This window comes from Dyadobacter ginsengisoli DSM 21015 (assembly GCF_059568735.1).
The window spans coordinates 418,688-431,515 of record NZ_JCANTY010000005.1 but is presented as its reverse complement, the minus strand read 5'-3'; the positions used below and the strand labels follow the sequence as shown (position 1 = coordinate 431,515).

At 50.3% G+C, this 12,828-nt stretch carries 10 protein-coding genes; 8 read left to right on the top strand and 2 right to left on the bottom strand.

Annotated features, from left to right (window positions below; all coding sequences use genetic code 11):
• Positions 1–6 precede the first annotated feature (6 nt).
• Positions 7–1,347, bottom strand: a complete 1,341-nt coding sequence (locus BP71_RS20295; RefSeq protein WP_496382549.1) for an amidohydrolase family protein — start codon at positions 1,345–1,347, stop codon at positions 7–9.
• A gap of 133 nt (positions 1,348–1,480) precedes the next feature.
• On the opposite strand from BP71_RS20295, the gene BP71_RS20290 reads away from it, so the two are divergent.
• The 4 genes from BP71_RS20290 to BP71_RS20275 all read left to right on the top strand — a co-directional run bounded on the left by BP71_RS20290 (position 1,481) and on the right by BP71_RS20275 (position 7,976).
• Positions 1,481–1,657 (top strand): DUF6496 domain-containing protein, encoded by a 177-nt coding sequence (locus BP71_RS20290; protein WP_496382547.1) that lies wholly within the window; start codon positions 1,481–1,483, stop codon positions 1,655–1,657.
• 222 nt (positions 1,658–1,879) lie between these two features.
• Complete coding sequence (locus BP71_RS20285) at positions 1,880–5,758, top strand: PAS domain-containing hybrid sensor histidine kinase/response regulator (protein WP_496382545.1); 3,879 nt, start codon at positions 1,880–1,882, stop codon at positions 5,756–5,758.
• Between the two features lie 5 nt (positions 5,759–5,763).
• Positions 5,764–7,578 carry a sensor histidine kinase gene (locus BP71_RS20280; RefSeq protein ID WP_496382543.1) on the top strand — a complete coding sequence of 605 codons (1,815 nt, stop codon included), beginning with the start codon at positions 5,764–5,766 and terminating at the stop codon, positions 7,576–7,578.
• Between the two features lie 20 nt (positions 7,579–7,598).
• Complete coding sequence (locus BP71_RS20275; protein WP_496382541.1) at positions 7,599–7,976, top strand: response regulator; 378 nt, start codon at positions 7,599–7,601, stop codon at positions 7,974–7,976.
• A 5-nt stretch (positions 7,977–7,981) separates the two neighbouring features.
• Here BP71_RS20275 and BP71_RS20270 read toward each other — a convergent pair whose 3' ends face one another.
• Positions 7,982–8,839 (bottom strand): SDR family oxidoreductase, encoded by an 858-nt coding sequence (locus BP71_RS20270; RefSeq protein ID WP_496382539.1) that lies wholly within the window; start codon positions 8,837–8,839, stop codon positions 7,982–7,984.
• A 239-nt stretch (positions 8,840–9,078) separates the two neighbouring features.
• Between BP71_RS20270 and BP71_RS20265 the strand changes: the two genes are divergently transcribed.
• Genes BP71_RS20265 through BP71_RS20250 form a run of 4 tightly spaced genes read left to right on the top strand, consistent with a single transcriptional unit; the run spans position 9,079 to position 12,813 of the window.
• Positions 9,079–9,804, top strand: a complete 726-nt coding sequence (locus BP71_RS20265) for an NAD(P)/FAD-dependent oxidoreductase (protein WP_496382537.1) — start codon at positions 9,079–9,081, stop codon at positions 9,802–9,804.
• A gap of 38 nt (positions 9,805–9,842) precedes the next feature.
• Entirely contained in the window at positions 9,843–10,340 is a 498-nt protein-coding gene (locus BP71_RS20260) for an NAD(P)/FAD-dependent oxidoreductase (protein WP_496382535.1), read from the top strand.
• 51 nt (positions 10,341–10,391) lie between these two features.
• On the top strand, positions 10,392–11,294 hold the full coding sequence (locus BP71_RS20255; RefSeq protein WP_496382533.1) for a magnesium transporter CorA family protein: 903 nt from the start codon (positions 10,392–10,394) through the stop codon (positions 11,292–11,294).
• 55 nt (positions 11,295–11,349) lie between these two features.
• Positions 11,350–12,813 carry a fibronectin type III domain-containing protein gene (locus tag BP71_RS20250; RefSeq protein ID WP_496382531.1) on the top strand — a complete coding sequence of 488 codons (1,464 nt, stop codon included), beginning with the start codon at positions 11,350–11,352 and terminating at the stop codon, positions 12,811–12,813.
• Positions 12,814–12,828 lie beyond the last annotated feature (15 nt).

Genomic DNA, 12,828 nt, shown 5'->3' with positions numbered 1-12,828 from the left:
TTAAAGTTACCTGGCCAAAGGCCCTTTGCTGACTTCTTCGCCTTCCCTCCAAACAGATTCAATCTTCCTTGTGTTCCGGATGTCGGTTAACGGGTTAGCACCGAGGATAATGAGGTCGGCTTTTTTGCCTTTCTCAAGCGTGCCCGTTTCCTGGGCGGTACGTAGTGCGTGGGCAGCATTGCGTGTGCTCACGGTGATCGCCTGCAAAGGCGTGAGTCCTGCTTTTACCATTAGTTCCATTTCAAGATGCTCAGTAAATCCCTGCGTGCGAATGGGGAATGCACCGGAATCAGTGCCGAGTGCAACCGTGATGCCGGCATCGTGGATTTTTTTAAGATTGATCATCGCAGTTTTGAATGCGGCCATATTGCGGGGATAGTCCGGCGAGCTCCGGATGCGTTCACCGTATGTCTTGTCCGTAATCATTTCCAACACGCCTGGTTCGAGGGACGCCGTGAAAAACGCATCGCCGATCCAGTCCGGGTTACCGGCATATGCGAACTGATATTGGTCGAGTGACAACGTAGGGATGTACAGTACGTTTTTCTGCTTCATTTTATCGAGCAGATCCTGATCCACTTCCTTGTCACGGATGCTGTGCGCGATAATGTCGATTCCGGTCTCTGTCAGTTTTCGGGCGTCTTCGACATAAAAGAGGTGAGCCGCAACCCGGATATGATGCTTATGTGCTTCGCGGATGATTGCCTGATAGATCTCCGGTTTCATTTTTCCGGCATTGCCGCCATGATCGTCGACCCAGATCTTCACAACGGCCGGTTTCACGGCGGCCAGCTTTTGCATCATGGCAGGAACGTCTTCCGGCTTATCCGGACGCAATAGCAGGTTCATCCACGAGCCGGGATTAGGATCGGGCGTGTTGAAGCCGTAGCCTGCCGAATAGAGCCGTGCCCCGGGCAGCAGCCCCGCCTGGGTAGAGTCGATGAAGCCATTGAAGATCAGCGGCCGGTCGGTACCCATGGCGAGTACGGCGGCTACGCCATAATCCTGGTACTTTCTGAGATGGCGGATAAGGTTCTCGCGGGTATAATTGTCGGCGGAGGAGGTCGTGCCTTTAAGCGTACCCACGTGTGCGTGTGCGCAGATGAGCGACGGCATTATGGTCTTGCCAGTCAGGTCGATTTCCCTGGCACCATTGGCTTTCAGCCCGTTTTGGATTGCGGCAATGCGTCCGCCCGAGATGAGGATGTCCGTCTTTTCCTGCGGAACAGCGCCAGTCCCGGTAATAACGGTCGCATTCTTCAGCAGTATCGCACCCTTTGTTTGCGCGTTGCATGCCGCGTTCGATAGCGACGTGAGCAGCAGGATAAGCAGAATAGCATTTTTCATGGGAATCGGATTTAGGATTGAATAGGAAACAAAGCTAAGAGCCTTGGTTACTGGTATGCATTTTGCCAAAAGCGCTGTACTTGTGCCGCAGTGGCGCGTAAAGTAAAACATCAATCATGTAAATTGTATTAACATGGCCAAATATTCAAAAAAAGCAAGTGAAAAGGTCGGAGAAGCCTTGCATGAGCAAAAGGAAGGAAAATTGAAGTCCGGCTCAGGGGATAAAGTGACCTCCAAAAAGCAGGCCATCGCCATCGGACTCTCCGAAGCCAGAAAAGAAGGCGCCAAAGTTCCGAAAAAGAAAGATTGACCGAATGGCGGTTACGGATCCTTTTCCCCGTTGTTCGCATCGGGAAAAGGTCCGTTATGCGATGAATAGCAGTCGTAATACTTACATAGTATTTATTTGTAATGAAATGTAAAACTATTACAATAGTGCTTCATGATAATGCTGAAATCGGCAACTAAATATTATATTGTACGGATTAAAGACATCAACTGCTGACGTTCTAAATTTGGAAGGCTGTTAATCATGAATGATCTAAGGAAGGAGCTGTTGAAGCTGCTGCAAGGGGATGAACGTATTTTTGACTTTATCCAGGACTCGGCAACTGACGGATTACTGATCTGGGAACATTCAAATCCTGAGAAGCATTGGGCGGACAAGAAACTGACACGAACGCTCGAGGCCGGGATAATCCGGAATGAAGGAGCGGACCCCCTCTATCCGCTTTTTGAAAACCAGGCATTCGTTTTTCACATCGGAAAGGTCCGGTCCTATTTTCCGGGACAGTCCGGCGAATGCAACGGGATCATCAGGATACCCCGCAGCGACCTGCGGGTACTTCGTTTAGGCATTACATCTATTTGTGTTACTACTGAAGCGCATGGGATACTGATTTTATCGGGTTTCCAGCGCGATGGGCTTATGCCGGAACCACCGGGCCTACTGACCAACACCCGTATCTACGAATCCTTTCTAAACAGTAATTCGATCTACGTCACGGGGATAGACCTTCTGGGTAACTATATGTACGTCAACGACTATTACTGTGAATTTTACGGACTCGACCGGAGTGAAATTATAGGAACGTCCTCGCTGACCGGCATTATACCTGAGGATATTGAGAAATGTCTGCAGGCTGGCGAGCAATGCTTCGTCAATCCCGGGACTCCCAATCGGGTCGTATTGAGAAAACATTCCCAATCCAATGGCGTCAAAACAACGTTGTGGGAGTTCACCGGTATCGCGGATGAAAATGGGGTGTTGACTGAAATTTTCTGCATTGGCTACGATATTACCCAGCACCTGAAAGTGGAAGAGGACCTTTCGGTATTGGTGTCGAACATGCAGGATGTTCTTTTTACGATTTCTCCCGGGGGGATATTCACGTACGTCTCCCCAAGTTGGACTGCGATGTATGGGCACAGTATAGAGGAAACGGTTGGGCGCCCTTTTACGGAATTTATACACCCCGAAGATTTTGAGGTATGTTTTGCGGCACTCAGAGAAACTGCCGAGACCGGGACCCCGGTGCCGGGCGGCGTGGAGCATCGGATCCTGCACCGGGATGGTTCATGGTCGTGGAGTAACACCAGCGCGAACATTGATCCGGTAAGTAAGGAGATCATTCTGACGAGCCATGATATTACAGAGCTCCGGAATTCGCGCGAACGGCTGAAAGAACTGGCGATTGTTGCTTCCAATACCACCGACTACATCGTCATCACAGATAACAAAGGACACATTACCTGGGTAAACAAAGCCTACGAAAGGCGTACGGGGTACCGTCGGAAGGAGGTCAGGGGTATGAATCCGACGCTCCTGCTTCGCGGCCCCGAAACGGACCCGGATACGATTGACAGAATATACCAGCATTGCAAGGAAAAACAAGTGGTGCAGGAAGAAGTGCTTTGCTACACCAAAACCGGGGAAAAATACTGGGTAGATCTCAGGATTACGCCCGTATTCGACGATCATGGAAATTGTTCACATTTCATAGCCATCGAACGCGACATTACGGCCCGGAAGGAGTCCGATATGGAGCTCAGGCGGATCAAGGATATTCAGGAGCAGACCAACGGCATTGCGCGTGTAGGCGGATGGGAGTTGCACGCGTTCACGGGAGAGTTGTACTGGTCGCCGACCACGAAGGAAATTCATCAGGTCGGACCCGATTATGTCCCGGAAACCGAAAGTGCGATCGGATTTTACAAAGAGGGCGCGAGCAGGGATACGATCCGGGATGCGGTATCGCAATGCCTGGCAGATGGTACCTCTTTCGACATAGAGTTGCAATTGGTGACTGCGAGGGGTAACGACCTGTGGGTGAGAACAATGGGGAAGGCCGAAATGGTCGACGGTGTTTGTGTGCGGATTTATGGTGCTTTCCAGGATATTACGTTCAGAAAGCAGTCGGAGGTGGATATTATGAACTCCGAAGCAAAGTTCCGCAGGCTGTATGATTCAACAAGCGATGCTGTAATACTTTTCGACCGGAGCGGCTACCTCGATTGCAATGCGGCGGCATTGAAGATGTTTGGCCTGGAATCGGTGGAGGCGTTGGTTAACATGCCATTTGGCGATTTGTCGGGATTGAACGAGACCGGTATGGAAACGATACAAGGGGAGGGAAACGGGCATGTCGACAGTGTATACCTGAAGGGAACACATAGTTTTGAATGGAAATACAAAAGATTTGGGGAAAAGAAAGAGACTTTCATCGCCGAAGTCCTTCTGAACCTTATCAGGATCAATGACCAGGAGATTATCCAGTCGGTCATCCGTGATATTACTACCCGAAAACATGCGGAGCTCGAATTGCTTGAAGCGCGGGAGCAAGCCGAGGCCGCCAGCAAACTGAAATCGGAATTCCTGGCGAACATGAGCCACGAGATCCGCACGCCGTTGAATGGGATAGTAGGCTTTACAGACCTGTTGATGAAAACCCAAATGGATGAAACCCAGCAACAATATATGTCGATGGTATTTCAGTCCGCCAATTCATTAATGGATATTATCAACGACATTCTGGATTTCTCAAAAATAGAGGCTGGTAAACTCGAACTGACACCGGAAAAGACGGACTTGCTCAAAGTATGCGGGCATGTTGCAGACATGGTGACCTATCAGGCCCAGCAAAAACACCTGGAAATGCTGCTGAACATCCCGGCAGACATTCCGCAATTTGTCTGGTCTGACTCGGTCAGATTGCGTCAGATTCTGGTGAACCTGCTCAGCAATGCGGTCAAGTTTACGATTCAGGGAGAAATTGAGCTAAAAATCGAACTGTTACGCAAGGTGAGCGATCTGGATTATACTTTCAGGTTTTCAGTGCGCGATACCGGTATTGGTATTGAACCCCTTAATCAACGCCGGATTTTTGAGGCCTTTTCACAGGAAGACTCCTCCACTACGAAGCGTTTCGGGGGGACCGGGCTGGGACTGACCATTTCGAACAGCCTGCTGGAGTTGATGGATAGCCGGTTGCAGCTCAACAGCACGCTCGAAAAGGGGAGTACTTTCTTTTTCGATGTCACATTCAGGGCAGTCGAGGGCGAGGACCGGTTTGAATGGGAGAACATCGAACAGATTGAGCGGGTGCTTATCGTGGACGACAACTTTAACAACGGACATATTCTAAGAGATATGCTCGATAACAAGCGTATTGCGTCCCATTATGTCCGGAGTGGGGAGGAAGCTTTTGATTTGCTTGCATCCGGCAAACAATATGACGTCATTTTGATGGATTGCCAGATGACGGGTTGGGACGGGATCGAAACGATTCGGAGAATCAGGAAACTTGAGAGTGGTTTGGAAAATCAGCCTGTCATCTTGATGAATGATTCGTTCGACGAAGATGCGCAGAGAGTTTTTGGCAATGAGTTGGATATCAGGCATTTTTTGGTGAAGCCGGTGAAGATTCAGCAGCTTTTTTATGCATTGTCGAATCTGGGTGTGAAAACGGAGGTAACGGGAGGAGGAGAAGATGCGCACTTTCCGGTTGAATACCGCGAATATGATGATCACCGTCCGACAACCATCCTCATTGCGGAGGACCATAAGATCAATATGTTACTGGTGAAATCGATGCTGGGTAAGATTTTGCCTCAAAGTGAACTGGTAGAAGCGGCGAATGGAAAGGAGGCTGTTTCCGAATTCAGCCGGGTGCGTCCCGATCTCGTTTTTATGGATATACAGATGCCAGAGATGAATGGCTATGAGGCAACAAGGGAGATCCGCCGGATGGAAAGCGATACCCATGTTCCGGTTATTGCGCTCACGGCCGGAACGGTAGTGGGAGAGCGTGAGAAGTGTATGGAAGCAGGAATGGATGATTACCTGACAAAACCTGTTTTGAAAGATACACTCGAAACCGCGATTCGAAAATGGTTATTTAAAATGCAGTAGAAAGGATGCAAAGAAATCTGCTGTCGTCGCTCCTTTTCAGGTGGTTTCTGCTGATGCCGTTTGTCGTGGTGCGAGTGAACGCCTTAGCAAGACCTGCACAGCTTCCGCGTGACCTTAATGCATTGTATGCCAAGGCGGAAGAATATGCGAGTTCCTCTCCAGACTCCCTGCTGGCAGTGGCAGTACTGGTCAAACAGGAGGGAGATCGCTTAAACGATGCTGCCGCCCTTGTAAAAGCCGCGAAGTTCCGGGCCCAGGCATTATGGCGGCTCGGCAGGCATCAGGATGCCATGCAGGCGGCGGTAGAAGCGCTTGAACTGGGAGAACAAAAGAAGATTCATGCGGACCTGCCGGATATTTATGCCATTATTGGGAATTTGCATAAAGAGAAAGCCAACTATGATATGGCTTTGGCTGCCGCGGACAAAGGGCTGGATATAGCAGAGCAAATGCATGACACCATATCCATTATTTACCTGAACCGGGTGAAAGCGATGTTTACTCAAGGCTTGGGAGCGATAAAGGGTGACACGGCGTTGATCCGCAAATCGTTGCACATGCATCTCGACGCGCTGAAACTGGCCGAAAGTTCGCCTCGTTTTGAGAAATACCGCATTGGCTATTACAATAACATTGCCCAGGTGTATGTCAAACGGGGGGAAATGGACAAAGCGCTGCATTACGTCACCAGGGGGATCGATCTGGCCAAAAAACACAGGCAGTTTCTGTCGCTGACGTATGGCTACACCTGGCTGTCACAGATTTACCTCCACAGACGTGACTATGCCGCGAGCACGGCTTACCTGGAAGAGGCTTTGAAAATAGCCAGGCAATTGAAAAACCCTTTCCGGGAAATGGAGCTATCGGATTATCTGGCGGAAGGGTTGGAATCAGGCGGTGATCACAAGCGTGCCCTGGAAACCTACCGGCGGTATAGCCACATCCGTGATTCGTTGCGGGTTCTGGAAAATGTGAGGCAGGTAAGTGAAGTGCAGGTCCGTTATGAAGCCGAGAAAAAAGACCAGCGGATCAGTGCGCTGGCAGCTGTGAATGAGATCCGGGCGAGGGAAATATGGGTGGCCATGGGAGGGCTGATCGTGTTTCTGGGCTTGTCGTTGTTCATGATCTTCCAGTATCGTACGATTGCACGAACGAACCGGACGCTGGAAGAAAGCAATATGCAAATCAGGGAGCAATCGGATCAGATGCAGGTGCTGATGAAGGAATTACATCACCGGGTCAAAAACAATCTGCAAACGGTCTCGAACCTGCTGAGCCTGCAATCCAACCGGCTCACGGATGAGGATGCCAGGGAGAGTATCCGGACCGGACAGCAGCGGATCGAGGCGATGTCCCTCATTCACAAAAGCCTGTACAGTCACGATCGGGTGAACATGGTCGACATGAGCGAGTATATGACCCATCTGACAGAGAGTGTGATGCAAAGTTTCGGCTGGGACCGCGACAGGCTTCGGCTGGTGGTGGATGTGACGGTCACGGAACTGGATATCGACATGGCTATGCCGTTGGGGCTGATCGTCAACGAATGGATCACTAACTCTTTCAAACATGCTTATCAGCATGTGACAATGCCGGAGCTGAGCGTGAAAATATTTAGGTCTGACGCATTGTATCTGGAAATTCACGATAATGGGCCGGGTTTCAATATTGATCTCTGGCAGAAACCGGGGAACTCATTTGGTTTGAAGCTGGTGAAGGTATTAGCCAGGCAACTGGACGCCAAGGTTACCGTTACTACGCAGCCGGGTACGACATTGGCACTCAGAATTCCCGTCAGGGAGCCGTTAACTATGGCGTAAGGCGTTGAAAAAGTCTGGAAATGGATAAAAAGCGCATATTGATCGTTGAAGATGAAGGCATCCAGGCCATGGGATTGGAAGAAACCCTGGAACGCGCGGGGTATGAGGTGGTGGGTATTGCCGACAATGGGCTGGAAGCACTGGAAAAAGTCCGGAGCGATGCCCCGGACCTGGTGTTGCTCGATATTCATATCAAAGGAGACATGGATGGCATTGCCACGGCCTGGAAAATCCGCGATTTCAGTCCGGCACCTATCATTTACCTCACCGCCTATGTAGACTCTGAAACCATCCGAAGGGCGGAAGAAACCAATCCTGCTGCGTATATCACCAAGCCCTACCGGCAGCCGCATCTGCTGAAATGCGTGGAGGATGCTGTCGGGCGTTCAGGGGATTAGCTTAACTATCCGTTCACAATCTGTCCGCCATTCGGGTGCAATACCTGCCCGCTCATGTAGGAAGCGTCTTCACTCGCCAGAAACACGTAACACGTCGCTACCTCACAGGGTTGCCCCGGCCTTTTGAAAGGAGTGTCCTTCCCGAATTTTTTAACCCGCTCCGAATCGAATGTCGATGGAATCAGCGGCGTCCAGATCGGCCCTGGCGCCACTGCATTAACCCTTATGCCCTTGTCGGCAAGATTATCGGCCAGGGAACGGGTGTATGCTACGATGGCACCTTTGGTTGAGGAGTAATCCAGCAGCGAAGGACTTCCGTGGTAGGCCGTGACGGATGTAGTATTGATGATCGAATCGTGTTCTGCGAGGTGTGGCAATGCAGCTTGTGTGAAATAAAAGAATGAGAAGATATTGGTAGAGAAAGTGTCGTTAAGCTGCTCTGCCGAAATTTCCGTCACGCTGGCCTTCGGATGTTGTTCTGCGGCATTGTTGACCAGGATGTTGATTTTGCCAAACGCATCTAAGGTCTTTCGCACCGCTTCCTTGCAAAATGCCTCACTGCGTATGTCTCCCGGGATAAGCAGGCATGTTTTACCTTCTGCCTCTACCATTTCCTTTGTTTCCCGTGCGTCCTGGGTTTCATCGAGATAAACAATGGCGACATCTGCGCCTTCGCGTGCGAAGTGCACCGCCACCGAGCGCCCAATCCCACTGTCGCCACCGGTAATCAATGCGGTTTTACCCTGAAGCTTGCCGCTGCCGCGGTAATTCTCACGAATGATCACCGGTGCGGGGTCCATTATTTGTTCTATTCCCGGCTGCGCGTTTTGCGTTTGTCCGCGGGTATCTATTTCAAAGTTCATATTAATCCGGATTTAAAAGCGTTGATGCGGGCACCCGGCAAAAACCGTATGCCAGCGGGGGATTCGCATTTTTCGACTACACAAAAACCCCAAAACTTATTGATGATGGGCGATATGTGTAAGGTTTTTCACAGAAAAAGTGCTTCGAAGAACCCATTTTCCGGTACGGCACGAAATTAAGAGGGCAAACGGATCGAATCCGTTTGTCGGGGTCGCCGACAGCCGAAAGCCAATAAAACATGGAGCAGAAAAAAGTAGTCATCGTAGGAGGTGGTTTCGGGGGAATTAACCTGGCGCAGGAATTATCACGCAATCCCGATTTTCAGATCACACTGGTCGACAAGAACAACTATAATTTTTTTCCCCCATTGCTGTACCAGGTCGCGACCGGGTTTTTGGAAGCATCCAATATCAGCTATCCGTTCCGAAAGTTCTTTCAGGGTAAAAAGAACATGCGATTCAGCCTGGGAGCGTTTCAGGAGGTTTTTCCGCATGAAAAGAAAATTTCAACGGAAGGTGGAGATATTTACTACGATTATCTCGTATTCGCGACCGGAACGGAAAGCAACTATTTCGGATTGGAGAATGTGCGAAAATACGCTGTACCGATGAAAACCGTTCAGGATGCGCTCGCTTTGCGTAACCATATTCTGCTTAAAAAGGAGAGAGCGACCAAAGTGTACGACTCAGCCGAACGCCGTAAGATCCTGTCTATCGTCGTGGCAGGTGCCGGGCCAACGGGCGTAGAGGTGTCGGGAATGCTGGCCGAAATGCACAAGGGCATTTTTAAAAAAGATTACCCGGAATTGAAACGGGAGGAAATACAGATTTATCTGGTCGATGCGTTGCCGGCGGTCCTGAATCCGATGAGCAAAAAATCGCAGCAGGAAACGCTGGACGAACTGCGTCGGCTGGGCATTGAAGTACTGCTCGACCATACTGTAAAAGACTACCAGGGGGGGTAGTAACGTTCGCGAACGGCAAGACCATTGAAACGGAGACATTGATCTGGACGTCGGGCGTGACGGCGACCGCGTTACCAGGCCTGCCCGCTGAAGTGCTTGGAAAGGGCAAGCGCGTGTTGGTCGATGCCTTTAACAGGGTGAAAGAATTTGCCGATATTTTTGCGATTGGAGATATCTGTTTCATGGATTCGGATGAGGGGTATCCCCAGGGACATCCGCAATTGGCGCAGGTCGCTATTCAGCAGGGACGTAATCTGGCCAGAAACCTTCCATTGCTGGCAGAAAGTAAAAACCTGAAACCGTTTCGCTACAAGGACAAGGGAACTATGGCGATCATCGGGGTGAACAAGGCTGTGGCCGACTTGCCTGGTTTGCATTTCAAAGGCTTTATCGCTTATTTTCTGTGGCTGGTCGTCCACCTGTTCTCACTGATACGGTATCGTAATCAGGTCAAGACCTTTTACAATTGGATGGTAGCCTTTTTTACCCGGGATCAGTCATTGCGTTTCATTATGGAATCCAAACCGGAGAAGTGATTTTGTGCCGCCATTAAATGATCTAACACCGTAAATTCTATTTAAATACTTATGATTGAAACCATTGTGGGTTCGGATAAATATCCATTTGAATGGATTGACGTGACGGACCCTGACCAGGACGAGCTCAAAACCGTTACGGAAAAATATGCTTTACACGAGTCGTCGGTGAAAGACTGGCTGCAACCGGACCACCTCCCCAAGTACGAGGATGTAGGCAGTTACATTTTCATCATTTTCAGAATGCACTGCGATCGGGTAGGAACGGAGGCCGATACGGTTACAGAGCTAACGGACAAGGTAGCCATTTTTGTTACCAGCGAACGGGTGATCACCATGCACCGCAAAAAGTGGGATGCGCCGGCGCATATCCGCGAAAACCAGATCGATCAGCATTCCTGTGAGAACACGCATCATCTGGTAAACGAGATCATCAAAAACTGTATCGCTACCTACGAAGCTCCTTCGGTGAAACTGACAAAGGATATTGAATATTACGAGGAGAACATGTTCCTCAAAAACCGCAAGGCATCGTTGCTGAAAGGCCTCTATTACCTGAGGAGGAGGGTAGAAGTAACACGGCGCATTCTGCTGCTGTCGCACGATATCATCGACAAAATGGACGCGCCGGAGCATTCGAACACCTACACCCGGGATACACGCGACCTCTACGTGAAGCTCCACAATATCTATGATACCCTGTTCGAAAATATGAACCACCTGGTGATGGTTTACTTTTCACTTTCCTCCCAGCGTACCAACGAAATCGTACGCGTTCTTACCGTGTTCTCCGTATTTTTCATGCCACTCACTTTCATTGTGGGGGTTTACGGGATGAACTTCGACTTCATGCCGGAATTGCGGTTGAAATGGGGTTACCCCGGGGTGATGATCCTGATGGGGCTGATTACTTTTGCGATTTATGTCTGGTTTAAACGGCGCGGATGGCTGTGAGCGGTGGGATGATTCAGTTTAACCTCTATTTTTGCCCTCCTATTATCCCAAATCTATGAACAGCGTTTTTATCCGGCATACCTCATCTTTTGTTTTTTTACTGACTTTCCTTGGCCTGTTTATACCATGTACCGGAATGGCGGCGATCCCCAAAGCGCCCACGACCCTGGCTGCTGTTGCTGTTTCTCCTACCCAGATTACATTAACCTGGCTCGATGTATCCACCGACGAAACCGGTTTCGAACTTGAACAATCAATCGATGGTACCAAATTCGCGAAGATTACCGACCTGCCTGCCAATATGGTAACCTATCGGAATACATTGTTAAAACCATACACAAAATACTGGTACCGCATCCGGTCCAAAAATGCGTCGGGAGTCTCGGCTTATTCCAACCTGGCCAGCGCGACGACACTACCCGTGGTAACCATCCCTCCCGCGCCCTCGGCATTGGTGGCAGCGCCGGTTTCGGCAGCGCAAATCAATCTCACCTGGACGGACAATGCAACGGACGAGACCGGTTTCGAACTCGAAGTATCTGCCGATGCCCTCACATTTACGAAAATAGCCGATCTGGGTCCCAATGTTAAAAGCTATCAGCATACCGGTCTGAATCCGGCAACGCGCTATTGGTACCGCGTGCTGGCCAAAAATTCAGCGGGTAAATCAGCCTATTCGAATGTCGTCAACGCTACTACACTTCAGGTGGCGCCCAATGCACCGGGCAACCTGACTGCAACACCGGTTTCAACGTCTCAGATCGATCTGAAATGGACGGATAATGCCAGCAATGAAACCGGTTTCCAGGTAGAGCGGTCATTGAACGGCACTGCGTTTACTAAGATCACCGATCTCGCCGCAAATACGAAGGCTTACCAGAATGCAGGGCTCACCGCGGGCACGACATATTACTACCGGGTAAGGGCAGTAAATGCGGCAGGACCGTCGGCATATAGCAATGTAGGTTCGGCCAAAACGCAGAACATTCCGGTGCCCGATGCTCCGGTTAACTTCACCGCAGTGCCCATTGCGCTGGATTTTATTCAGCTCCGGTGGGCGCCCCTCACAGGTAATGCGACCGAGGTCGTCATCGAACGGGCGAAGAATGGCGATGAGCGGTTCGTGCAGATCAGAAAACAGCCCGCTGCGGTGTTGCAGTATGAAGATAAGGAGAAACTGGAACCTGCTGATTATTATTACCGGATCAAGGCTGTGAATGCAGGTGGCGATTCGCCTTACAGTCTGATAGCGATCGTGCGGGCTTCCTCCGTGATCACGGGAAGAGAATCTCCTCAGGGCCAGAACAAGGTCTATACAGTAGGAAGGACGCTCGTGGTGGAGCTGGCCAGAGCTGCAGAGGGGCGTCTGTGGGTGTATGATCTGAATGGAGTTGTCCGTACGGAGCAGGCGGTCCGGCAGCATTTACGCACCGAACTGGGCGCGCTGCCCGCGGGTATTTACATTGTGGCGGTACACACCGGTAAGGAAGTAATATCCAGGCGGATACTGCTTTACTAAGTAAATCCTGAACCT

Excerpts from the sequence above, each read along its gene's own strand:
- BP71_RS20295 (WP_496382549.1), bottom strand. The coding sequence starts at position 1,347 with ATGAAAAATGCTATTCTGCTTATCCTGCTGCTCACGTCGCTATCGAAC.
- BP71_RS20290 (WP_496382547.1), top strand. The coding sequence starts at position 1,481 with ATGGCCAAATATTCAAAAAAAGCAAGTGAAAAGGTCGGAGAAGCCTTG.
- BP71_RS20285 (WP_496382545.1), top strand. The coding sequence starts at position 1,880 with ATGAATGATCTAAGGAAGGAGCTGTTGAAGCTGCTGCAAGGGGATGAA.
- BP71_RS20280 (WP_496382543.1), top strand. The coding sequence starts at position 5,764 with ATGCAAAGAAATCTGCTGTCGTCGCTCCTTTTCAGGTGGTTTCTGCTG.
- BP71_RS20275 (WP_496382541.1), top strand. The coding sequence starts at position 7,599 with ATGGATAAAAAGCGCATATTGATCGTTGAAGATGAAGGCATCCAGGCC.
- BP71_RS20270 (WP_496382539.1), bottom strand. The coding sequence starts at position 8,839 with ATGAACTTTGAAATAGATACCCGCGGACAAACGCAAAACGCGCAGCCG.
- BP71_RS20265 (WP_496382537.1), top strand. The coding sequence starts at position 9,079 with ATGGAGCAGAAAAAAGTAGTCATCGTAGGAGGTGGTTTCGGGGGAATT.
- BP71_RS20255 (WP_496382533.1), top strand. The coding sequence starts at position 10,392 with ATGATTGAAACCATTGTGGGTTCGGATAAATATCCATTTGAATGGATT.
- BP71_RS20250 (WP_496382531.1), top strand. The coding sequence starts at position 11,350 with ATGAACAGCGTTTTTATCCGGCATACCTCATCTTTTGTTTTTTTACTG.